General features: G+C 72.1%; 18 protein-coding genes. 12 read left to right on the top strand and 6 right to left on the bottom strand.

Annotated features, from left to right (window positions below; genetic code table 11):
- The first annotated feature begins 19 nt into the window (after positions 1-19).
- Together Aco03nite_RS21675 and ilvA are read left to right on the top strand one after the other, a co-directional pair.
- On the top strand, positions 20-1,378 hold the full coding sequence (locus Aco03nite_RS21675) for an amidase (protein WP_203797319.1): 1,359 nt from the start codon (positions 20-22) through the stop codon (positions 1,376-1,378).
- A 24-nt stretch (positions 1,379-1,402) separates the two neighbouring features.
- Positions 1,403-2,647 carry a threonine ammonia-lyase gene (gene ilvA / locus Aco03nite_RS21670; RefSeq protein ID WP_203797317.1) on the top strand — a complete coding sequence of 415 codons (1,245 nt, stop codon included), beginning with the start codon at positions 1,403-1,405 and terminating at the stop codon, positions 2,645-2,647.
- 60 nt (positions 2,648-2,707) lie between these two features.
- Here the strand turns inward: ilvA and greA are convergent, their stop codons facing one another.
- Complete coding sequence (greA, locus tag Aco03nite_RS21665) at positions 2,708-3,244, bottom strand: transcription elongation factor GreA (RefSeq protein ID WP_203797315.1); 537 nt, start codon at positions 3,242-3,244, stop codon at positions 2,708-2,710.
- 134 nt (positions 3,245-3,378) lie between these two features.
- On the bottom strand, positions 3,379-3,798 hold the full coding sequence (locus tag Aco03nite_RS21660; RefSeq protein ID WP_239145329.1) for a DUF4307 domain-containing protein: 420 nt from the start codon (positions 3,796-3,798) through the stop codon (positions 3,379-3,381).
- Positions 3,799-3,916: 118 nt separating this feature from the next.
- Between Aco03nite_RS21660 and mca the strand changes: the two genes are divergently transcribed.
- The 4 genes from mca (at position 3,917) to Aco03nite_RS21640 (ending at position 8,757) form a co-directional block, all read left to right on the top strand.
- Positions 3,917-4,798: a mycothiol conjugate amidase Mca gene (gene mca / locus Aco03nite_RS21655; protein WP_203797311.1), complete on the top strand. Its 882-nt coding sequence runs from the start codon at positions 3,917-3,919 to the stop codon at positions 4,796-4,798.
- Positions 4,799-4,878: 80 nt separating this feature from the next.
- Complete coding sequence (locus Aco03nite_RS21650) at positions 4,879-5,169, top strand: hypothetical protein (protein WP_239145340.1); 291 nt, start codon at positions 4,879-4,881, stop codon at positions 5,167-5,169.
- A gap of 243 nt (positions 5,170-5,412) precedes the next feature.
- Positions 5,413-7,911, top strand: a complete 2,499-nt coding sequence (locus Aco03nite_RS21645) for a putative bifunctional diguanylate cyclase/phosphodiesterase (protein WP_203797300.1) — start codon at positions 5,413-5,415, stop codon at positions 7,909-7,911.
- Positions 7,912-8,145: 234 nt separating this feature from the next.
- Positions 8,146-8,757, top strand: coding sequence for a DUF3455 domain-containing protein (locus Aco03nite_RS21640; RefSeq protein WP_203797298.1), 612 nt, complete (start codon positions 8,146-8,148; stop codon positions 8,755-8,757).
- Positions 8,758-8,772: 15 nt separating this feature from the next.
- Here the strand turns inward: Aco03nite_RS21640 and Aco03nite_RS21635 are convergent, their stop codons facing one another.
- Genes Aco03nite_RS21635 through Aco03nite_RS21625 form a run of 3 tightly spaced genes read right to left on the bottom strand, consistent with a single transcriptional unit; the run spans position 8,773 to position 10,235 of the window.
- The gene (locus Aco03nite_RS21635; RefSeq protein ID WP_203797295.1) at positions 8,773-9,132 is read right to left on the bottom strand and encodes a hypothetical protein; all 360 of its coding nucleotides are present in this window, start codon (positions 9,130-9,132) and stop codon (positions 8,773-8,775) included.
- A 39-nt stretch (positions 9,133-9,171) separates the two neighbouring features.
- Entirely contained in the window at positions 9,172-9,972 is an 801-nt protein-coding gene (locus tag Aco03nite_RS21630) for an MBL fold metallo-hydrolase (protein WP_203797293.1), read from the bottom strand.
- A 47-nt stretch (positions 9,973-10,019) separates the two neighbouring features.
- Positions 10,020-10,235 (bottom strand): CDGSH iron-sulfur domain-containing protein, encoded by a 216-nt coding sequence (locus Aco03nite_RS21625; protein ID WP_203797291.1) that lies wholly within the window; start codon positions 10,233-10,235, stop codon positions 10,020-10,022.
- A gap of 71 nt (positions 10,236-10,306) precedes the next feature.
- On the opposite strand from Aco03nite_RS21625, the gene Aco03nite_RS21620 reads away from it, so the two are divergent.
- The 4 genes from Aco03nite_RS21620 (at position 10,307) to purE (ending at position 15,030) form a co-directional block, all read left to right on the top strand.
- Positions 10,307-11,272 carry an iron-containing redox enzyme family protein gene (locus tag Aco03nite_RS21620; protein WP_203797289.1) on the top strand — a complete coding sequence of 322 codons (966 nt, stop codon included), beginning with the start codon at positions 10,307-10,309 and terminating at the stop codon, positions 11,270-11,272.
- A 73-nt stretch (positions 11,273-11,345) separates the two neighbouring features.
- Complete coding sequence (locus Aco03nite_RS21615; protein ID WP_203797287.1) at positions 11,346-13,349, top strand: thioredoxin domain-containing protein; 2,004 nt, start codon at positions 11,346-11,348, stop codon at positions 13,347-13,349.
- Positions 13,350-13,389: 40 nt separating this feature from the next.
- Positions 13,390-14,532: a 5-(carboxyamino)imidazole ribonucleotide synthase gene (locus Aco03nite_RS21610; RefSeq protein WP_203797285.1), complete on the top strand. Its 1,143-nt coding sequence runs from the start codon at positions 13,390-13,392 to the stop codon at positions 14,530-14,532.
- Positions 14,533-15,030 carry a 5-(carboxyamino)imidazole ribonucleotide mutase gene (gene purE, locus Aco03nite_RS21605; RefSeq protein WP_203797283.1) on the top strand — a complete coding sequence of 166 codons (498 nt, stop codon included), beginning with the start codon at positions 14,533-14,535 and terminating at the stop codon, positions 15,028-15,030. It abuts the gene before it with no gap.
- Positions 15,031-15,033: 3 nt separating this feature from the next.
- Here purE and Aco03nite_RS21600 read toward each other — a convergent pair whose 3' ends face one another.
- Positions 15,034-20,043, bottom strand: coding sequence for an SCO7613 C-terminal domain-containing membrane protein (locus Aco03nite_RS21600; protein ID WP_203797281.1), 5,010 nt, complete (start codon positions 20,041-20,043; stop codon positions 15,034-15,036).
- A 225-nt stretch (positions 20,044-20,268) separates the two neighbouring features.
- On the opposite strand from Aco03nite_RS21600, the gene Aco03nite_RS21595 reads away from it, so the two are divergent.
- Together Aco03nite_RS21595 and Aco03nite_RS21590 are read left to right on the top strand one after the other, a co-directional pair.
- Positions 20,269-21,423, top strand: coding sequence for an acyl-CoA dehydrogenase family protein (locus Aco03nite_RS21595; RefSeq protein WP_203797280.1), 1,155 nt, complete (start codon positions 20,269-20,271; stop codon positions 21,421-21,423).
- Between the two features lie 434 nt (positions 21,424-21,857).
- Positions 21,858-22,369: condensation domain-containing protein (locus tag Aco03nite_RS21590; RefSeq protein ID WP_203797276.1), on the top strand; the 512-nt coding region annotated here is incomplete at its 3' end.

Here is a 22,369-nt window from a genome sequence, read left to right as displayed (position 1 = left end):
ACGCTGGAGAATCTGCGCGATGGACACGACGACCTGGGTGGGAGCAACCGCCAAACAGATCGCCCGCGCGGTACGCCGCGGCGACACGAACGCCACCCAGGTCGTCGCCGACCATCTGGAGCAGATCGGTATCTCCGATCCGGCGCTCGGCGCGTTCCGGGTGGTCCGCGACGTCGAGGCGATCCGCGAGGCGGAGAAGGTCGACGACCAGGAGGACCTGGCGAACCTTCCGCTGGCCGGAGTGCCGGTCGCGGTCAAGGAGAACACCGCGGTCGCCGGCCTGCCGACCTGGAACGGCTCGGCCGCGGCCCGCAGCGCCGAGGTGGCCGAGGTGGACCACGAGGTGGTCCGGCGGCTGCGCGGTGCGGGCGCGGTCGTGGTCGGGGTGACCAGGATGCCCGAGATGGGACTCTGGGCGCTCACCGACGACGCGGACGGCCCGGCCCGGAACCCGTGGGATCTGGAGCGGACGCCGGGCGGATCGTCGGGTGGCTCGGCGGCGGCGGTGGCGGCCGGGCTGGTCCCGATCGCGCAGGGCAACGACGGGCTCGGTTCGATCCGGATCCCGGCGGCCTGCTGCGGCCTGGTCGGGCTCAAGCCGGGCAAGGGCGTGGTCCCGGTGGACTTCGGGGACAAGGACTGGTTCGGCCTGGTGGAGAACGGCATGCTGGCCACCACGGTGGCCGACGCGGCGCTGGGCTTCTCGGTGCTGGCCGGGCAGGCCCCGGCGAAACTGGTGGAGCCGGCGAAACTGCGGATCGGGGTCTCGCTGCGGTCGCCGGTGGCCGGGGTGAAACCGGACGAGCCGAACGTCTCCGCCGTCGGTACGGCGTCGAAGCTGCTCGTCGATACCGGCCATGACACGGTGAAAGCCGATCCGGTCTACTCGACCGGGGTGGCGCTGGGCGTGCTGGCGACGTGGTTCGCCGGGGCGTTCGTGAACTCCGAGGGCCTTCCGGTCGACCGGCTCCAGGCCCGGACCCGGCAGCACATCCGGCTCGGTAAGGCGGCGATGAAGGCCGGGCTGGTCCGGCAGCGGCAGCGGGACGCCTGGCGGGAGCGGTCCATCCAGTTCTTCGCCGACAGGTCGATCGATCTGCTGCTCACCCCGGCGCTGGCGAGCGCCCCGCCGTCGGCCGGGCAGTTCTCGTCGGCGTCGTGGCGGAAGAACATGATGACCAACGCCAACTACGCGCCGTACGCCGCGCCGTGGAACTATGCCGGGCTGCCCGCGATCGTGGTGCCGGTCGGGTTCCGGCCGGATGGGCTGCCGCTCGCCGTGCAGCTGGTCGGGCCGCCCGGATCGGAGTTGCTGCTGCTCTCGGTGGCCGGTCAATTCGAGGTGGCCAATCCCTGGCAGCGACACGCGTTGGTGTGACGAGCGGTGGCACGATAGGTGTTCATGACCGCCGGTACACCGCTCGATCTGCTCACCCTCGCCGACGTCGAGGCCGCCCGTGACCTGTTGGCCGGGGTGGTCAAACAGACGCCGCTGATCCCGTCCCGGCTGCTCGGTGAGATCACCGGGATGCCGGTCTGGCTCAAGTGCGAGAACCAGCAGCGCGCCGGGTCGTACAAGGTTCGTGGGGCGTACACCCGTATCTCCCGCCTCTCCGCCCAGGAGCGGGCGCGTGGTGTGGTCGCGGCCAGCGCCGGGAACCACGCGCAGGGGGTGGCGCTCGCCGCCGGCCTGGTCGGCACCCGGGCCACCGTCTTCATGCCGGAGGGCGCCCCACTGCCCAAGGTCACCGCCACCCGGGGGTACGGCGCGGCCGTCGAGTACGCCGGGACCAGCGTCGACGACTCCCTGGAGGCGGCGCACGCCTTCGCCCGGGAGACCGGGGCGGTGCTGATCCACCCGTTCGACCACGCCGACGTGATCGCCGGTCAGGGCACGGTGGCGCTGGAGATCCTGGCGCAGTGCCCGGAGGCGGCGACGATCGTGACCGCGGTCGGCGGCGGTGGCCTGGTCTCCGGGGTGGCGGTGGCGGCCAAGGCGCTGCGGCCGGACATCCGGGTGGTCGGGGTGCAGGCGGCCGGCGCCGCGGCGTACCCGCCCTCGCTCGCCGCCGGGGTGCCCCGCAAGCTGACGTCGAGCGCCACGATCGCCGACGGGATCAACGTTCTGCGGCCCGGTGACCTGACGTTCGCGCACGTCGCGAAGCTGGTCGACGAGATCGTCACGGTCCAGGACGAGGATCTGTCGGCGGCCCTGCTGGTGCTGCTGGAACGCCACAAGACGGTGGTCGAGCCGGCCGGGGCGGCGGCCGCGGCGGCGCTGCTGACCGGGGCCTACGTGCCGACCGGCGGCCCGGCGGTGGCGATCCTGTCCGGCGGCAACATCGATCCGATGCTGATGCTGCGGGTGATCGAGCACGGGCTGGCGTCGGCGGGCCGGTTCCTGCGGCTGGCGGTGCGCTGCGTGGACCGGCCGGGGGAGCTGACCCGGGTGCTGGGCGAGATCGCCGCGCAGCGGGCCAACATCGTGGACGTGAACCACTCGCGGCAGAGCCCGCGGCTGAGTTTCGGTGAGGTCGAGGTGGCGCTCTCGGTCGAGACCCGCGGCCCGGAGCACTCGTCGGCGCTGATCAGCGCGTTGCGCGAGGCCGGTTACCGGGTGTCGCAGCTGGCGGACACCACGCCCTGACAAGGTTTGGAGATGCGAAGAAGCCCGCGGCGGTGGCGCCGCGGGCTTCCAGCACGGATGTCAGCCCTCGAACGGGCCGAACTCGACCACGGTGACCTTGATGTCGGCGCCGCTCGGGGCCGTGTAGGTCACGGTCTGGCCGGGGCGGGCGCCGAGGATGGCCTTGCCCAGCGCCGACTCGGGGCTGTAGACGGTCAGCTCCGTGGTGGAGGAGATCTCCCGGGAACCGAGCAGGAAGGTCTCGGTGTCGCTCTGGTCGTCGTCGAAGTAGATCGTCACGACCGAGCCGGTGGCGACCGTCTCCGAAGCCTGGACCTCGCCGATCACCGAGTTGCGCAGGAACTCCTTCAAGTACAGGATCCGGCCCTCCTGGCGGCTCTGCTCCTCACGGGCCGCGTGGTAGCCGCCGTTCTCGCGGAGGTCGCCCTCCTCACGGCGAGCGTTGATCTCCGCGGACACGGCCGGCCGGTTGGCGATCAACTCGTCGAGTTCGGCCTGTAGCCGGTCGTGAGCGTCCTGGGAGAGCCAGGTCTTCGGCGCCTCGGAACTGGACACGGTCGATCTCCTTGCTGGAACTGGGCGATTGACGCTGAACATCAAGCGACGCTGCATATGGGGCGGAAACACCCCACGTGAACGTGAGGTGTTGAACGCAGCGAATCACCAAGCTTACCAGCGGTATGCGGGCCGCCCGGAAGACGAAACGTTGTCGGATCCTGGCGGCCGGCGGGTCAGGAGGCCGGCCGGCAGCCCATCACGTCGCCCACCGCACCGCGCTCCTTCGTCGGCACCGCCTCGCGGACCTCGACCGTGCCGCCGCCGTCCGGAGCCGGCACGGTGACCGCCCGGCGGCCCACCTCGTAACCCTCGAAGTCGCGGGCCCGCAGCATGCACATCGCGGTGGCGCCCTCCGGCACCCGGACCCGGAACTCGATCACCATCTCCCGGTCCGAGGAGTCGCTCCAGCCGATGATGTCGGCGGTGTAGTCGGTGCTCCCGTAACGGACGTAGTAGCCCCAGGTGAGCCCACCCAGGCCGAGCGCGAAGACCAGCGTCCAGACGATCGGGACCAGGCGGCGGGGCCCACCCTCACGCCGCCGGCCGTAGCGGCCCGGCGGGAAGACCGGTGTTGTGGCGTGCGTCTCGCTCACCTGTCGCCCTCTCGTGCAGTTCTTACCTGTGGAATCGGCAAGAATGGCAGAGTTCCATCTTCGCAGCCGATCCCGGCCCGCCCCAGGCAGGCCTGGTCGAGAGGATCTCAACAACACCATGGCCGAGCAGTTGCGTCTGATGACCGTGCACGCGCACCCCGACGACGAGTCGAGCAAGGGTGCCGCCACGATGGCGAAATACATCGCCGAGGGTGTCCAGGTGCTGGTCGCCACCTGTACGGGTGGGGAGCGCGGCAGCGTCCTGAACCCCAAGATGGACCGGCCGGAGGTCCTGGAGAACATCACCGAGATCCGTCGTGCCGAGATGGACCGGGCACGCGAGATCCTCGGGGTCGACCAGGCCTGGCTCGGGTTCGTCGACTCCGGGTTGCCCGAGGGCGACCCGCTGCCCCCGCTGCCGGAGGGGTGCTTCGGTCTGCAGGACCCGCAGGAGGCGGCGAAACCGCTGATCAAGCTGATCCGCGAGTTCCGCCCGCACGTCATGACGACCTATGACGAGAACGGGGGGTACCCGCACCCCGACCACATCATGTGCCACAAGATCTCGGTGGTGGCCTTCGACGCAGCCGGCGACCCGGAGCTCTACCCCGAGCTGGGTGAGCCGTGGCAGCCGCTGAAGCTGTACTACAACTCCGGCTGGACCCGGGCGCGGATGCTCGCGCTGCACGAGGGCATGCTGGCCGCGGGGCTGGAGTCGCCGTACGCGGAGTGGCTGGAGAAGTGGTCGGAGCGGCAGGACCGCGGGGACAAGCTGACCACCCGGGTCGAGTGCGGGGAGTATTTCTCGGTGCGTGACGACGCGCTGCGGGCGCACGCCACCCAGGTCGACCCGGACGGGTTCTGGTTCCACATCCCGCTGGAGATGCAGCAGAAGGTGTGGCCGACCGAGGACTTCGAGCTGGCGCGGTCGCTCGTGGACAGCCCGATTCCGGAGTCCGACCTGTTCGCGGGTATCCGGGAGAAGGCCGACACGCACTGAGCGGTTACTCTGCAGGTGTGTACTTCACCCAGGATGTCAACAACTTCGGCGACACCCGGTCGGGCGGCCTGGCCGGCCCGATGGGGCTGTTCCTCATCGTCCTGATGTGTGTGGCGACCGTCCTGTTGATCCGCAACATGAACAAGCGCATTCGTCGGCTTCCCGACAGTTTCGAGGTTGCGGGCGAGCGGGACGGTGTGGCAGAGATCGCCCGGACCGGTGACGGTTCCGGGCGTTCCGCCACCGCCGCGCCCGGCGAGGTCGAGGCCGGTCGATCGGAGACCGCCGCCCAGGCCGAAGAACCCGAGGTCGCGGGCGTGCGCGACGATTCCGGCGATTCTCCGGCCGACGACGGCGGCAAGCGGTCCTGACCGTTTCGGCCCCCGCCCGGCCCGCGTGGTTCGCCCCGCCGAACGGCGAGTGTGTCCGTCTCGGCCCCGTCAAGCCCTGTTGCGTTCTTCGCGATTGATTTAGCCTTCCGCCGGGGACTGCACCGTCCCTGGACCCTGCGCGGAAGGGGGCGCCGACATGCACACTGTCCGGCGCAAACTCTCCGTAATCGAGATGCACGTGCAGACAGTTGTGCACCGTGCCGTGCAGCACCGGGCGGTCCCATGACCGCCCTCCAGGGCTGGTGGACGAGTCCCCGCCCGGTCCGCATCCTCACCGTCGCCGTGGTGATCGCCGCCGCCGCCGCAGTGGTCCTCGGCGCCCTCCAGCCGGTCCCCGAGGTGAGCGGCCGCCCGCTCTCCCCGGTCGACGGCGTCTGTGTCGCCGCGGTGCTCGCCGCCATCGCCCAGCTCGCCGGCCTCCGGTTCCGTCTCGGGCCGGACGCCATCTCGGTCAGCTGGGCCGAAGCGGCCGTGGTGGTCGGTTTTGTGGTCGCCCCGGCCGGCTGGCTGCCCGCCGCCACCCTGGCCGGCACCGGCGCCGCCTGGCTGCTGCTGGCCTGGCTCACCGGCCTGCGCAACGCCGCCGAGATAGTGCACCTGGTCGCCTCGATGACGCTCGGCGTCGCCGGCGCCGCCCTGGTCACCTCGCTCCTGGCCGGGGACGTCCCGGTGCACAGCGCCCGGCTCCCGCTGGCCCTGGCGGCCGGCGCGGGCACCTACCTCGCGATCACATTCGGACTCGTCGTGCTGACCCTGATGCTGCACCGTGACGCCCAGCCCGGCCAGATCGCCGCGCGGGTGCTCTCCGCCAAGCTGCCGATGTCGGTGGGCAACGTCGTGGTCGGCGTCCTGGCCGTCTACGCCCTGGTCCGCGAGCCGCTCTGGCTGCTCGCCTTCGGCCCGGTGCTGTGGCTGCTGCACCGCACCTACCGGTTCCACCTGCGCGCCGCCGAGGAGCGCCGGATGTGGGAGGCGTTCGCGGCCGCCACCGCCCGGCTGCCCGGCGCCAGCGAGGCCGAGGTGGCCCGGGCCGGGCTGCGCGGCGCCCTGGACGTCTTCGGGGCCCGCCGGGCCGAGCTGGAGGTCCGCACCGGGCATGGCCGGCGACGGTACGCCCAGGACGGCCCCGGGCTGGAGGGCGTCGCCGGCACCCGCTCCGGCCCGGCGATCACCCGCAGCATGGCGGTGGCCGGGCGCCCGGTCGGCGAACTCACCGTCTGGCTCGGCGAGCCCGGCCTGCCGGTGCCGCGCGACGAGGCGGCGATCGCGGCGTACGGCGAAGCCCTGGCCGGCGCCCTGCGTGACGCCGCCACCCGGCGGCACATCGCCGACCTGGACTCGGCCGCCCTCGACATGCGGGTGCGCGACCCGCTCACCGGGCTGATCAACCGGTCCGCGCTGGGATCGGAGGGCGACCCGCTGCTGCGCTCGCTCGACCGGGCCCAGCACGTGGCGCTGCTGCTGCTCGACGTGGTCTCGTTCCGCGAGGTGAACAGCACCCTCGGGCACGCCGGTGGCGACGAGGTGCTGCGGCTGATCGGTGACCGGCTCACCGGGCTGTCCCGTGGTGGCGAGCTGGTCGCGCGTACCGGGGACGACGAATTCGCCCTGCTCGTTCCGGTCGCCACCCTCGCCGACTCGGCGGCCGCCCAGCGCGGTGAGCCCCACTCGCTGCCGACCGCCCTGCGCCGGGCCCGGGAACTGGTCGAGCAGTTGCGGCTGCCGATTGAGGTGGCCGGGGTCCGGCTCTCCGTCGAGGTGACCGTCGGGGTGGCCGTCTGCCCGGCCGGCGAGTCCGAGGTGGGCGAGCTGCTGCGCCGGGCCTCCCTGGCCGTGGACAGCGCCAAGGAGCTGGGCATCACGGTCGGGACGTACGACAGCGGTCAGGACGTCAGCAGCACCGACCGGCTGGCCCTGCTCGCCGACCTGCAGGACGCGTTCGCCGTCGACGACCAGATCCTGCTGCACCTGCAGCCCGCCGTCGACCTGGTCACCGCCGAGCCGACCGGGGTGGAGGCGCTGGTCCGCTGGCGGCACCCACGGCGCGGCCACCTGTCACCGGGCGAGTTCCTGCCGCTGGTGGAGCGCAGCGAGCTGCTCATCCCGTTCACCAGGCGGGTCCTCGACCTGGCGCTGGCCTCGGCCGCGGACTGGACGGCGAGCGGGATCGAGGTGCCGGTCTCGGTCAACGTGTCGGCGCGCAGTCTCACCGACCCGACGTTCCCGGCGCAGGTCACCGAGGCGCTGCGGCGGCACCGTACACCCGCGTCGCGGTTGGTCCTGGAGATCACCGAGTCGGTGGCGGTCAGCGAGCAGGACATCGTGGACGAGGTGCTGGCCCGGCTGCGCGCGTCCGGGGTGCAGGTGTCGCTGGACGACTTCGGCACCGGGTTCTCGTCGCTGTCGTCGGTGACCCGGATGCCCGTCGACGAGATCAAGATCGACAGGTCCTTCGTGGACGAGATGATCGACTCGGCGGCGGCCGGCGCGGTGGTCCGCGGGGCGGTCGAGCTGGGCGCCCGGCTGGGTGTGCGGGTGGTGGCCGAGGGCATCGAGACGATCGAGCAGCGGGCCGCGCTGATCGCGCTGGGTTGCCCGTCGGCGCAGGGTTACCACTTCTGCAAGCCGATGCCGGCCGACAAGATCGTGCAGGCGCTGTCGCAGCTGGCCCGGTCCGCCCCGGCCAACGTCACGCAGCTGCGCACCGACGAGGTCTCCTGACCACATCTCCAGGTCGACACCGTTGCTCGGGTACGCCTATAGAACGCGATTTGTCCACTTGTGGCAGCAAACGTGAATCCGTTGCTTTACTGGTGGGTAACGGTACTTTCGGTCAAGCGGTATGGCCCGAACGTACCAACAATTAATCGATCTTGATCTGTCCTGAGGTCGTCTCCGTGAATCGGGTCGGCGGGCCGCTCAACCCGCCTTCCGGATTCCCAGGGGGGAAATCTCATGCTCAGCACCAAGCGTTCCCGTGTGCGTGCCCTCGCCGGTGTCGGCATGGCGGCGGTCGTCGCCGGCATCGGCACCGTCACCTTCAACGCCTCCGCCGCCGAGGCCCCGATCGCCGCCCCCGCCGCGGTCGGCCCGGACGCGCGCGCCGTCTCCATCCCCGGCATCCCCGCCGCGATCAAGCCGCCCAAGGGCTCCAAGCCGATCGGCGCGTACGTGGTGACCGACGGCACCCAGAACTACACCTGCGCCGTCCCGGCCGGCGCCACCACCGGCGGCTACACCGCGGCGTCCACTCCCGAGGCGCAGCTCGTCGGCACCGGCGGCCGGATCCACCACTTCGGCGGCCCGAGCTGGCAGTCGCTGCGGGACAAGTCGCTGGTCACCGCCACCAAGAAGGCCGCCGGACCGGACCGGGCCGGCACCATCCCGGAGCTGCTCCTGGAGATCAACAGCCATACCGGAACCGGCATCCTCAGCAAGGCCGACTTCATCAGCCGGCTGCACACCTCGGGCGGCGCCGCCCCGGCCGGCAGCTGCACCGCCGGTCAGGTCGTCAAGATCCGGTACGGCGCGGTCTACGTCTTCTGGGACGCCCCCGCCGCCGCCTGACGGTCTTCACAGGCTTTAAAGGGCGGTCCAGCCCGCGCCTTTGCAGGCGTCGATGAGGGTGTTCGCGGCAGCCTTCCACGTCGCATCGTCGTCGGCGTTCCGGCCCAGCTCACCGGAGCGCCGCCCGATCGCGTCGTTCTCGGTGCGGGCCGACGCCGCGAGTGTCCGGTCGGCCAGCCGCAGCCGAGCGGTCCGGCTCTTCGCCTTCGGGTACTCCTTGGCGAACGAGTCGCACGTCGTCCTGGCCGCGTCGTCGAGCGGGCCCGCCACGGCGGGCTCCTCGGACTTCTTCCGATTGCCCATCACCAGCACGATCGCCACGGCCACGGCCGCGATGACCAGCCACTGCATCCGGCTCGGCTTCTTGAGCTTCACCACTTCAGGCTAACGTGGACGACCGCACTCGCTCCGCGTTCATTCACGCGCCACCGCCGCCAGACTGACCGTCTCACCCCGCTCCAGGGTCCGGACACCGGTGAGGGTGCGGTCGCGGCACTCTCCGAGGAAATCGGCGATCGGGCTCTTCATCACCGTGTAGTCGTCGTAGTGGATCGGCAGGGTGAGCCGCGGCCGGATCAGACCGGTCAGTTCGGCGCCCTGCCGGCCGTCCATGGTCAACAGCAGGCCGAGCAGCCGGGTGCCACCGAGGTGGATGAGCATCACGTCGATCTCGCCGTACCGCTGCCGGATGTCGGCGAGTCCGGGACGGTACAGCGTGTCGCCGGTGACGTAGAGCCGCAGCCGCCGTTCACCGTCCACCTCCCACTCGATCAGGGAGCCCATCACGTCCGGGAGCAGGCGGTCGACGAATCCGGGGCCGTGCCGTCCGGGCACCGCGGTGACACGTAGCAGCTGCCCGTCGCGGCGCCACTCCCGCGCGTCCCAGGTCGGCAGCCCGGTGGCGGTGAATCCGCGCCGGGTCAGGCGGCGCCGGGCCTGCGGGGTGGTGACGATCGGCAGGTCCGGGGGCACGGCCCGGCGGGCGGCCCGGTCGAAGTGATCACCGTGCAGGTGGGAGAGCAGGACCAGATCGAGGGACGGCAGGTCGGCGTACGACATCGCCGGGTCCTTGCGGCGGCGGGTCCAGGCGCCGTACCCGAGATGGACCCGGCTGCCCGCCGGCCCGAACGCGGGGTCGGTGAGCAGTGTGAACGTACCGAGCCGCAGCAGGGTGGTCGCGTTGCCGATGAAGGTCACGCCGGTGGTGGGTGTCATCCGGCGCGGATGCCCGGCCGGCGGGTGGTGAAACGCCGGGGTGCCGGTCAGCGTGGGGCCGGGGTGTCACGGTCGGATCCGGCGCGGAAGTTCACTGCCCGGTGGGTTCCGTCGCAGAACGGCTTGATCGCGGACTTTCCGCAGCGGCACAGGGCGACGGTGCCGCGGCCGGGGTCGATCCGGGTGCCGTCCGGCGTGCGCAGATCGAAGTCGCCGCGGACGATCAGCGGGCCGTCCTCGTACGGGACGATGGTGGAGGTCATGGTGATCGAATCCCCTCCCGGCGGCGCTTGAAACGGTGTTTACCGATGCCGGTCCCGGGAAGCCTGACGACATGAAACTCCCTGCTCCTCGCGGTTCCGCCTCGGCCGCGCTGATCGACACACTCGGCGGGCGGGGAACCGTTCTGCCGTCCACTCCGGTGCCGGACGACGACGAGGATCTGCACCTGGCGCTCTTCGTCTGTTACGAACTGGCCTATCGGGGCTGGGACGGTGTCAACGACCGCTGGGAGTGGGATCCCGCCCTGCTGGGGTTCCGCCGTGCGCTGGAGGACCGCTTCGAGGCCGAGTTGCACATGCTCGCCGGGCCGCCGGAGCCGGTCGCGGCCGCCGACGTGCCGCGCCTGCTGAACGAACTGGTGGCCGCCGACGGCGGGCCGTCGCTGTCGAAGTATCTGCGGGGCCGGGCCACCCGGGAACAGTTCCGGGAGTTCGTCACGCACCGGTCGGTCTACCACCTGCGGGAGGCCGATCCGCACACGTTCGCGATCCCGCGACTGGCCGGGCGGGCGAAGGCGGCGCTCATCGAGATCCAGATCGACGAGTACGGCGTCGGGGCCGTCGCGAAGATGCATCAGGAGCTGTTCAAACGCACGATGCGGTGGTTCGGTCTGGACCTGACGTACGGCGCGTACGTGGACGACGTCGGCGCCGCGACCCTGGCCACGAACAACGTGATGTCGCTGTTCGCGCTGCACCGCCGCAACCGTGGGGCACTGCTGGGACACCTGGCCGCGTACGAGATGACCTCCTCGCTCCCGAACCGCGCGTACGCCAACGGGCTGCGCCGGCTCGGCGGGGACGCGGACGCCACCGCCTTCTACGACGAGCACGTGGAAGCGGACGCGGTGCACGAACAGATCGCCGCCCACGACATGTGCGGTTCGTTCGCCGCCGCCGAACCCGAACTGGCCGGAGACCTGCTTTACGGCGCCCGGTGCGCGCTGGCGCTGGACACCCGGTGGGCCGGCGCCGTCCTCACCGACTGGGCGGACGGCCGCTCGTCGCTACGGGGTTGACCCGTCACTACGCCGGGCGTGGCGGGATTCGGGTCTCGATGGTGGTGCTTTCCGGTGTGAGAGGCTGAGCGGCGTGAACCGTTTGGGTGCTGTGACCTCGCCGTATCTGCTTCAGCACGCGCAGAATCCGGTGGACTGGTGGCCCTGGTGTCCGGAGGCGTTCGAGGAGGCCCGGCGGCGTGACGTCCCGGTCCTGATCTCGATCGGCTACTCGAGTTGTCACTGGTGTCATGTCATGGCTCGAGAGTCCTTCGAGGACCTGGCCGTCGCCGCTCAGTTGAACAGTGACTTCGTGGCGGTCAAGGTGGATCGGGAGGAGCGGCCGGACGTCGACGCCGTCTACATGACCGCCACCCAGGCCATGACCGGGCAGGGTGGCTGGCCGATGACCGTGTTCGCCACCCCGGACGGGGTGCCGTTCTTCTGCGGGACCTACTTCGCCAAGGACGACTTCGGGCGGCTGATGACCTCGGTCACCAGCGCCTGGCGGGACCAGCGGGCCGACGTCGTCGCCCAGGGCGCCGCGGTGGTGCAGGCCATCGGCGGGGCTCAGCTCGTGGGCGGGCCCACCGCGCCGATCTCGGCGGAGCTGCTCGACGCGGCGGCCGCGGGGCTGGCCGGGGAGCAGGACGACACGTACGGCGGGTTCGGCGGGGCGCCCAAGTTCCCGCCGCACATGAACCTGCTGTTCCTGCTCCGGCAGCACGAGCGGACCGGGTCGGCGGAGTCGCTGGAGATCGTCCGGCACGCCGCCGAGCAGATGGCCCGCGGTGGCATCTACGACCAGCTGGCCGGCGGGTTCGCCCGCTATGCGGTGGACGCCCGGTGGGTGGTGCCGCACTTCGAGAAGATGTTGTACGACAACGCGCTGCTGCTCCGGGCGTACACCCAGGTGTGGCGGCTCACCGGGGACACCCTGGCCCGCCGGATCGCGGACGAGACCGCGGCCTTCCTGGTGCGAGATCTCGGCACCCCGCAGGGCGGTCTCGCCTCGGCGCTGGACGCCGACACCGACGGGGTCGAGGGCCTGACCTACGCGTGGACCCCGGACCAGCTGACCGAGGCGCTCGGCGCCGCCGACGGGGCCTGGGCCGCCGACCTGTTCCGGGTCACCGCCGACGGCACGTTCGAGCACGGCCGCAGCGTGCTGGTGCTGGCCCGGGACATCGACGAGGCCGATCCGGCGCTGGTCGAGCGCTGGCAGGACGTTCGGCGGCGGCTGCTGGCCGTCCGCGCGCAGCGCCCGCAGCCGGCCCGCGACGACAAGGTGGTCGCGTCCTGGAACGGGCTGGCGATCACCGCCCTGGCCGAGTACGGCGTGCTCACCGCGGACCGGGCGATCCTGGACGCGGCGGTCGCGCTGGCCGGGGTGCTCGCCGACCGGCACCTGGTCGACGGCCGGCTGCGGCGAGTCTCCCGGGACGGCGTGGTGGGCGACCCGGCCGGGGTCCTGGAGGATCACGGGTGCGTGGCCGAGGCGTTCCTCGCGGTGTACCAGGTGACCGCCGAACCGCGCTGGCTCGACCTGGCGAAACAGCTGCTGGACGTGGCGCTGGACCGGTTCCCGAGCGGCAAGGGCGGGTTCTACGACACCGCCGACGACGCGGAGGAGCTGCTCACCCGGCCCGCCGACGCGACCGACAACGCGACACCGTCCGGGACGTCGGCGATCTGTGCGGCCCTGGTCGGGTACGCCGCGCTGAGCGGGGAGACCTCCTACCGGGAGGCGGCCGATGCGGCGCTGGCCACGCTCGGGCCGCTGATCAGCGGGCATCCGCGGTTCGCCGGGTACGCGGCGGCCGTCGCCGAGGCGGCGCTGGCCGGGCCGTACGAGATCGCGGTGGCCACCACCGATCCGGCGGATCCGCTGGTCGCGGCGGTGTACCGGCACGCGCCCGGTGGATCGGTGATCGTGACCGGGGAACCGGACCGGGCCGGCGTCCCGCTGCTGGCCGGCCGTCCGCTGCGGGAGGGCGCCGCGACGGCCTACGTGTGCCGCGGTTTTGTGTGCGAACACCCGGTCACGACGGCGGCGGAACTGGCCGGGCGATTCACGCGTACCGGCAAGCGGGTGTGATTTGGGGGTTGAACTGCGCGATCGCTAGGCTGACCGGGCGATGGATACCCGAACCGGTCTGCCCGTAGTCGGCATGGTGGGGGGCGGCCAGCTGGCCCGGATGACCCACCAGGCCGCCATTTCCCTCGGCCAGTCACTGCGTGTGCTCAGTGAGAAGCCCGATGACAGCGCCGCGCTGGTCGCGGCGGACGTTCCGATCGGCACGCACACCGATCTCGCGGCTCTGCGTGAGTTCGCGAAAGGGTGCGACGCCGTCACCTTCGACCACGAGCATGTGCCGACCGAGCACATCGAGGCGCTCGAGGCCGAGGGTGTGAAGATCTTCCCGGGGTCGAAGGCGCTGGTCTTCGCCCAGGACAAGGGCCTGATGCGGGAGCGCCTGGCTTTTCTCGACGCTCCGATTCCGCGCTGGGCCCGAGTGGGCTCAAAAACCGACATAGAGGATTTCGCGGCCGGTTCCTGGCCGGTGGTGGCCAAGGCGACCCGCGGTGGGTACGACGGACGCGGCGTCTGGATGGTCGGCTCGCCCGAGGCCGCTGCCGACCTGGTGTCGACGGGTGTCCCACTGATCGTCGAGGAGAAGGTGCCGCTCCGGCGGGAGCTGGCGGCCCTGGTGGCCCGGTCCCCGTTCGGGCAGGTCGCGGCCTACCCGGTGGTGGAGACCGTGCAGCGCGACGGCATCTGCGTCGAGGTGATCGCGCCCGCCCCGGGCCTGTCCGACGAGCTGGCCCTGGCGGCGCAGCAGCTCGCCATCGACCTGGCCAACGAGCTGGGCGTGGTCGGTCTGCTGGCGGTCGAGCTGTTCGAGACCGACACCGGCATCGTGGTGAACGAGCTGGCCATGCGCCCGCACAACTCCGGCCACTGGACCATCGAGGGCGCCCGGACCTCGCAGTTCGAGCAGCACCTGCGGGCCGTGCTGGACTACCCGATGGGGTCGACCGCGCTGGCCGCCCCGGTCGTGGTGATGGCGAACGTGCTCGGTGGCGAGCCCGGCGGCATCAGCGTCGACGAGCGGCTGCACCACCTGTTCGCCGAGGTGCCGGACGCCCGCGTCCACCTCTACGGCAAGCAGGTCCGGCCGGGCCGCAAGATCGGTCACGTGACCGTGCTCGGCGACGATCTGGAAAAGGTGCGGGCACGAGCCGCCCGCGCCGCGAAGTGGCTTCAGGAAGGCGTTTAGATGTCCCCGCGCGTCGGCATCATCATGGGCAGCGACTCGGACTGGCCCACCATGGAGGCGGCGGCGGTCGCGCTCGCCGAGTTCGAGGTGCCGTTCGAGGTCGGGGTGGTTTCCGCCCACCGCACGGTGAAGAAGATGGTCGACTACGCCGCGTCGGCGGCCGGCCGGGGCATCCAGGCGATCGTCGCCGGGGCGGGCGGCGCCGCGCACCTGCCGGGCATGGTCGCCGCGCTGACCCCGCTGCCGGTGATCGGCGTCCCGGTGCCGCTCAAGCACCTGGACGGGATGGACTCGCTGCTGTCGATCGTGCAGATGCCGGCCGGGGTGCCGGTGGCGACCGTGTCGATCGGCGGGGCGCGTAACGCGGGCCTGCTCGCGGTCCGGATCCTCGGCGCCTCGGACGCCGCGCTGCGCGACCGGATGGCGGCGTTCCAGAAGAGCCTCGAGCAGATGGTCGAGGAGAAGGACGCCGCCCTGCGCCGGAAACTGATGGGCTGACCGTCACCTCATCTTCGACAGGACCTCACGGAACTCCTGGGTGCGGCGGCGGTTCTCGCTCGACGCGCCCAGGAAAAGCAGGACCACACCGACCGGGATCAGCATCAGCCACGGGCCGCCGACGGTGGTCGCGAACGCCAGCGCCGCGAACACCGTGGCGATCGTGCCGACCACCACCGGCGCCTGCTGCCGGGTCCGCGAGCCGATCAGCAGCGTGACCACCGCACCCAGCAGGAGCAGGACCGCCCGCAGATCGCCGCCGTTGCCGGTCAGCACGATCCCGATCGTCGGTACGAACGCGGCCAGCAGCGCCGGACCGTACGCCGCCCAACTGCTCAGGTCCGGCCGGTGATGCGCTTCCACCACGCCGACCGCCAGGGCCAGGGCGGCGAACGGCAGCGTGTACGCCTCCGGCAGCCCCACCTCGGCCAGTGAGATGAACAGCCACCAGCCGACGATCTCGAACCCGACCGCGGTCCAGAACAGCGTGCGCCGCTGACTCTCGCTGCGGTCCGGCCGGGACGCCGTCAGGCCCAGCACCGCACCCCACGCCGCGAGCAGCGCCGCCAGGTGCGCGAGGGAACCGAACGCCAGCACCCCGGCGATGGCCGCCGACGCGTAACCGCACCACTCGACGGTGACCGCCTCGGCCCGGTACTGGGTCAGCCCGAGCCGCGGCAGCGCCGCCTCCAGCGACAGCAGCACCGCACCCACGGCCAGCACCCCGAACGCGGCCCAGTGCCGTTCCAGCCCGGCCGACAGCGACACCGCGAGCACGAACATCTGCCCCATCAGCGCCGCGAACAGCCAGCCCAGCAGCCGGGCCATCTGCGACCGGCCGTTGAGCGCCGCGACCAGCCCGACACCGACCGCGCTGCCCACCGTGAACAGGGTCATCGGCTCCTGCGCCAGGCTCCCGGCCAGGCCCGCGCCACCGGCGAGCAGGCCGATCACGAAGACGGCGCTGCGGGTCAGCCGCAGGATCGGCGCCCGGACCGCGACCGGCGGCGGGGTCAGCGCCAGCCCCAGCATCGAGATGGTGAAGACCACCAGCGCCGCACCGGTGGCCGCCGGATATCCGGCGTTCAGCGCGATCGGCGTGATCAGCAGGGTGAGCGCGACGCCCGGCAGGATCACCGGCACCGCCTCCGCGGCCCGGCCCCCGAAACCGACAGCGGCCAGCGCCGCCGCCCCGGTGAGCAGGATCGCGGCGAGGGCGCTGGTGCCGTCCACGGTGCCGACGGCCGGATCGGTCAGCGCCGGGACCGGGCCGGCCCAGATCGCCGACAGCTGGTCCAGCGGGTCGATCAGCGCCGCCCGCAACGCCGGGGCCAGCGAGAACAGCGCCAGCAGGGTGGGCAGCAGGGCCAGCATCACGGCGCCGGCGGCCGGGTCGGTGAGCCAGCGCTCACCCCACCCGGAGTGCCGGATCCGCATGTAGCGGCTGGCGGCCGGGCTGTCGTCGAACGGCGCGACCCGGGCCTGGGTCGGCGGGGGCGGCACCGCCGCGCGCAGCATCTCGGCGAGCACCCCGACCAGGGCGGCGGCGGCCGCGTACAGCGCCGTCGGGTAGTCGGTCGGCAGACAGGCCAGCGCGGTCACGGTGGCGCCCAGGACCACCCCGATCGTGGCCCACGGCAGATATTGCGGCAGGTAGCGGCCCAGCGCGGCCAGCAGCGCCAGCCCCAGCGTCGAACCGGCCAGCGCCGCGGTCAGCACCACCTGGATGTCGTGCCCCTGATCGGCGGCGACCGCGGCCAGGAACCCCGGCAGGGCGAGCAGCACCGCGGCGGTGGCCGCGCCGCCGATCTGCGCCCGGTGCCGGGGCAGGACCGGGCCGGTCTCCTCGTCGACGATCGCGGTCCTGCCCGGGATCCGGGCCATCGCCGCCACCAGCAGGCCGAGAAGCACCACGATCAGCAGGGCCAGCGCCGTCGACCAGGGCAGGGCCAGCGCGGCCGAGGTGGCGTGCAGCAGCACCAGGGTGGCGACCCCGGCCCGGGCCCGGGCCGAGTGCGGGTCGTTCGTCGCCACGGCGCCCAGGGCGTAACCCACCGCGACGGCGGTGCCGACGACCAGCGGGGACCACCACGGGAGGCCGAAGGCGTACGGCACGGAGATGGTGGCCAGCGCCGCGGCCAGCCCGGACGCGTACGGCGCCCAGGGGCGCGGCATCGCGACCGCCGCCGTGATCGCGATCGCGACCAGGGCGAACGGGGCCTGCCACGCGCCGGGCGGGGCGGTCGCCGGATAGGCGCTCACGTCGGCCGCCCACAGCGGGCCGGGCAGCGCCAGCACCTTCAGCCCACCGGCCAGCGCCAGATAGCCGGCGATCGCGCCGACCAGCAGAGCGGCGATGCCCAGACCGCGGGCCGGGCCGGGCCGCCAGTCGTCCGGCAGCACCATCACACCCATGCCGACCAGCAGCACCATCACCGCGGCCACGGCCAGCGGCGCGGCCGGGAAGGCGAGCGCGGCGACCCGGGCCAGGGCGCCGCAGATCGCCACGGTGGCCGCCGCGGCGGCGATGTCCGGACCGTCCAGCACCCGGTCCGTACGGCCGCGGCTGTCAATGGATTTGGCGAAGAACAGCAGGCCGGCGGCGGTCAGCAGCAGCGCGCCCACCCAGACGTCGGGAGCCTCGGCGCCGGGTGCGAAGAGCGCGGCCAGGGCCATCGCGACCGCGCCCAGTCCGGTCCCGGCGGTCAGCGGCAGGCTGATCTCGCGGCGGGCGACCTGGAAGACGGCCGCGTAGCTGAGCGTCGCGGCGACCGCGAGGAACCCGGCGGCCAGGGCCGGAACGGTGGAACCGGCGTTCGGCGGCGGGCCGCCACCCGGGTCGGAGACGGCCAGCGCCGCGGTCACCGCGGCGCCCGGGACGGCGAGGGCGGCGGCGCCCGACGCCCAGTCACCGACCACCCAGGCGAAGATCCGCACCGGGATCTGCCGGGCCGCGATGGTGACCATCATCCCGGCGCCGGCCAGCGCGGTCAGCACCGCCGCGGTCAACCAGGACGCGCTCAGCGCCGCGGCGGCCCCGAAGACGCCGACCACCCCGGCCGCTGCCACATGGGTGATCGCGATCCGGCGGGTGTCCGCCCACAGGCCGGCCGCGCCCAGGCCGATCGCCGCCAGCACCAGCGGCCACGGCGCCTCCGACCAGGGCAGGCCCAGCGAGGCCGGTACCGCCAGGGCGGTCACCGCGATACCGACGACGGCGCCCTCGTGGCGGATCGTGGCCGGCAGCGCCAGCGCGGCGCCGATCGTCATCAGCAGGGCGCTGAAGGCCAGCAGCCAGCCGCTCGGCCCGACCGCCTCGGCCAGGCGCTGGGCGTACGCCGCGCTGTCCGCGTCCCAGACCGGCCGCGCCGCGGCGACCGGGGCGATCGCCGCCCGCAGCGCGTCCACCCCGACGACCAGGCCGATCAGGACCAGCACACCCGTCGACGCCAGCTGCGGGCCGCGGCGGGTCTCCTCGGGGATCCGGGCCACCACGGCGCCGGCGATCGCGACGGTCGCGGCGGCGGCCACCACGCTCCAGTGCGGGGCGATCACCCCGGCGATCCGGGCCGTCGCCCCGATCACCGCGAGGGTCAGCACGGCGCCGGCCACGTTCATCGCGAACGGAACCCGCAGCAGGCGGGCCGCGGCCACCCCGGTCGCCGCGGCGGCCACCAGGATCAGGCCGGACCGCAGCGCGTCCGCCACCACCTGCGCCTGCAGCAGCGCCACCGACGAGTAGAGCAGGGCGCCCGCGCAGGCGAGGCAGAGCAGCGCGAACGTCAGCTCGCGCAGCCAGCCGGCCGACGGCGGGGCGGCGGCCCGGGCCTGCGGGCCGGGGAACAGCGACCAGCGGGACCGTCGCCCGCCGGAGACGACGAAGTCGGGCTCCTCCGGCTGGGACTCCGGCCGGGTCAGGTCGTCCTCGTCGCCGGTTGCCGGGCGGCCCAGCGGCCACTTCGGCACCAGGCGGCCGGTCCGGATCACCGTGGTCAGCAGCAGCAGGTCCAGCAGGGCCACGGCGGTCAGCGCCACGCCCCAGCCGGCCGGGCTCTGGATCAGCGGGTACGCCAGCAACGGCGCGACCGGCTGGGTGGCGATGACCGTCGCGTACCGGGGTGCGGCCAGCCGGGTGGCGCCGGCGTAGGCGAACGCGGCCACCGCGGTGATCGCGAACGTGACACCCAGGTAGAGCGAGAGCGGCACGTCACCGCCGACGAGCGGGCTGTCGTGCAGCGCGTACAGCGTCATCGGGAGCATGGCCAGACCGATCGCCGCGACCGTCTCGCCGGTCGAGGACAGCCCCTGCCGGGCCACCCCCGGCGCCACCGCCAGGGCGATGCCGGTGACCAGGGCCAGGATCAGCGTGCGCGCGAACGGGTTGGAGACCGCGACCCCGGCGAACACCACGGCCGCCACGCCGAGCAGCAGCGCGCCCAGGACGAGCAGGATGTTCTGCACCGACTGGGTGGAGGCCTCGGGCGGGTGCTCCATGGTGGCCAGCGGGGGCCGGCGGGGCGGCCGGGGCGGTGCCGGGCGCTCGGTCGGCGGCGGGTCGTCGACCAGCAGGGCCGCGCCGTCGGTGGCGACCCCGGGCGGGCCGGTGTGGTCGGTGCCCGGTTCGGCCCAGTCGGGGGCCGGCTGTCGTTCCCGGGTTTCCCGGTGCTCCCGGTTTTCGCGGCTTTCCCGGTTTTCGCGGCGTCGCTCCTCCGCGGTGGGCTGCTCCTCGACCGGAGGGGCCTCCGCGGCGTGCGGGGTGCCCGGCGGCGGGGGCGGCGGAAAGTCCTCGGGCGGGCGGCGGCGGGTGGTCCGCCTGGCCTTCGCGCCCTTCTGCTGTTTCTGGGCGTGCGAGTGCGCGAGTATGTCGCGCTGGAACATGGCAGCCTGCAGTTTGCTGGCGATGGTGGTCCGCTCCGCGGCCGCCGCCATGTCGCGGATCTTGAGGTCCGCTATGGAGGCGTCTATGCGAGCCAGTTGATCGTCAAGGTGATCGGGCTCGTCAGCCTTCGCCACAGAACCTCCTAGACCAGCCGCTCTCAGTAGTTAGAGCATGCCGCTATGACACCTCATTAGAACAGTCTCAACCGGGTGGAGATCTGTGGAAACGGACCCGAACCCGGCAGTTTCCCAGGATGCCCAGGTGGGAGCCGCGATATTCGGCACATCGGACGCTGTTGCCCGCGCCACGCTACGCGCCGGTAACATAGCCTCGGGATCGCCTTAGGGAAGGTTAAGGAAATGGCTGACTTCGACGTCTACCGTCTGCCGGAGGACCACGAGACGATCCGCGCCGCGGTGCGCGAGATCTGCGACGCGCGGGTCGCCCCGCACGCCGCCGAGGCCGACGAGACCGGAACATTCCCCAAGGCGTCGTACGACGCCCTGCGCGCGTCCGACTTCCACGCCCCGCACATCCCGGTCGAATACGGCGGAGCCGGCGCCGACGCCCTCGCCACCGCGATCGTGATCGAGGAGGTGGCCCGCGCCTGCGCCTCGTCCTCGCTGATCCCGGCGGTCAACAAGCTCGGCACCATGCCGCTGATCCTGGCCGCCTCCGAAGACCTCAAACAGCGCTACCTGCCCAAGGTCGCCGCCGGCGAGGGCATGTTCTCCTACTGCCTGTCCGAGCCGGAGGCCGGTTCCGACGCCGCGTCGATGACCACCCGCGCGGTCCGTGACGGCGACCACTGGGTGCTCAACGGGGTCAAGCGCTGGATCACCAACGCCGGTGAGTCCGAGTACTACACGGTCTTCGCGGTCACCGACCCGGCCGCCCGCTCCCGCGGCATCTCCGCGTTCGTGGTGGAGAAGAGCGACGCCGGGGTCAGCTTCGGCGCGCCGGAGAAGAAACTCGGCATCAAGGGCTCCCCGACCCGCGAGGTCTACTTCGACAACGTGCGGATCCCCGCCGACCGGATCATCGGCGCCGAGGGCACCGGCTTCGCCACCGCCATGCAGACCCTCGACCACACCCGGGTCACCATCGCCGCGCAGGCTCTCGGCATCGCGCAGGGCGCGCTCGACTTCGCTTTGTCGTACGCCAAGGAGCGCAAGCAGTTCGGCAAGCCGATCGCCGACTTCCAGGGCCTGCAGTTCATGCTCGCCGACATGGGCATGAAGCTGGAGGCGGCCCGTCAGCTCACATATGCGGCAGCCGGCAAGAGCGAGCGCGGCGACGCCGACCTGACCTACTTCGGGGCGGCGGCCAAGTGCTTCGCCTCGGACGCGGCCATGGAGATCACCACCGACGCGGTCCAGATCCTCGGCGGTTACGGCTACACCCGCGACTACCCGGTCGAGCGCATGATGCGAGACGCCAAGATCACCCAGATCTACGAGGGTACGAACCAGGTCCAGCGCATCGTGATGGCGCGGCAGCTCCTCAAGGGCTGATTCGAGGCGTACCAGCAGGTCGAGGTGGAGTCGGCCGCGTGGACATCTACGAGTGACCGGGGTCATACACCACTTCGGTGGACGTGACCCAGCGTCCGTCCGGGTGATGTCATCGTGGCGGTGAAAGTCAACGGGCGGGCATCAGCGAGCCGGCGCTGAACCGGCTGTTCGCCCCCGGCAAAGCATCGGAATGTCTCGCCGGCGAGACGCCGAGTCGGCGAGATGCCGAGTCGGCGAGATGCCGAGTCGGCGAGATGGCCGCAGAGTCGGCACTTTAGAGAATCGTGCCGGCGATTCCATACCGCTGATCGAGTCTCTTCCGCTCCCCGGTGCCGGCCCGTCGCCGGTCGTGCGACAGCGAAATAGCGTCTCAGCTCGGGACTTGCCGGGAACCGTTTCGGCCGCTTTTCACTGCGTCGCATGGGAGCAATCTGATGAACACCTCTGACGACCGGACCTCCTCGGCGCGGCTTCTCGCGCGGATGCGTCAGCGTGCTGGTTCGTCGGTGCCGGAGTCGCCCATGCGGCGCCGGGAAGCGGGGGAGCCCGCGCCGTTGTCGTTCGCGCAGCAGCGCTTGTGGTTCCTGAACCAGTTCGCTCCGGACAGTGCCGAGTACATCCTGCCGTTCCCGCTGCGTGTCACAGGTCCACTTGACCTGCCGGCTCTGGAGCGGGCGCTGACGGCTCTCGTCGAACGGCACGAGGTGCTGCGTACCCGATTGGTTGTCGACGCCGAGGGCGATCCGGAACAGCTTGTGGACGACCCTTGGACGGTTTCGGTTCCGGTGGTCGATCTGACCGGTGTCGCCGGCGCGGAACTGCGCGAGAGTATGGGCCGCGACGCGATCGAGAAGGAGATCGGCAAACCTTTCGACCTGGCCGGCGGGCCTCTTCTCCGGGCGCTCCTGGTCCGGCTCGGTGCCGGCGATTCCCTGCTGTTGCTGTG

Source organism: Actinoplanes couchii (genome assembly GCF_016862075.1).
Classification (GTDB): Bacteria; Actinomycetota; Actinomycetes; order Mycobacteriales; family Micromonosporaceae; genus Actinoplanes; species Actinoplanes couchii.
This window is presented reverse-complemented; position numbering and strand designations above follow the sequence as displayed.

Coding starts and splice junctions, on each gene's coding strand:
- Aco03nite_RS21610 (WP_203797285.1), top strand. CDS start 13,390: ATGGATACCCGAACCGGTCTGCCCGTAGTCGGCATGGTGGGGGGCGGC.
- Aco03nite_RS21595 (WP_203797280.1), top strand. CDS start 20,269: ATGGCTGACTTCGACGTCTACCGTCTGCCGGAGGACCACGAGACGATC.
- purE (WP_203797283.1), top strand. CDS start 14,533: ATGTCCCCGCGCGTCGGCATCATCATGGGCAGCGACTCGGACTGGCCC.
- Aco03nite_RS21630 (WP_203797293.1), bottom strand. CDS start 9,972: ATGACACCCACCACCGGCGTGACCTTCATCGGCAACGCGACCACCCTG.
- Aco03nite_RS21640 (WP_203797298.1), top strand. CDS start 8,146: ATGCTCAGCACCAAGCGTTCCCGTGTGCGTGCCCTCGCCGGTGTCGGC.
- Aco03nite_RS21625 (WP_203797291.1), bottom strand. CDS start 10,235: ATGACCTCCACCATCGTCCCGTACGAGGACGGCCCGCTGATCGTCCGC.
- Aco03nite_RS21620 (WP_203797289.1), top strand. CDS start 10,307: ATGAAACTCCCTGCTCCTCGCGGTTCCGCCTCGGCCGCGCTGATCGAC.
- mca (WP_203797311.1), top strand. CDS start 3,917: ATGGCCGAGCAGTTGCGTCTGATGACCGTGCACGCGCACCCCGACGAC.
- Aco03nite_RS21650 (WP_239145340.1), top strand. CDS start 4,879: ATGGGGCTGTTCCTCATCGTCCTGATGTGTGTGGCGACCGTCCTGTTG.
- Aco03nite_RS21675 (WP_203797319.1), top strand. CDS start 20: ATGGACACGACGACCTGGGTGGGAGCAACCGCCAAACAGATCGCCCGC.
- greA (WP_203797315.1), bottom strand. CDS start 3,244: ATGTTCAGCGTCAATCGCCCAGTTCCAGCAAGGAGATCGACCGTGTCC.
- Aco03nite_RS21645 (WP_203797300.1), top strand. CDS start 5,413: ATGACCGCCCTCCAGGGCTGGTGGACGAGTCCCCGCCCGGTCCGCATC.
- ilvA (WP_203797317.1), top strand. CDS start 1,403: ATGACCGCCGGTACACCGCTCGATCTGCTCACCCTCGCCGACGTCGAG.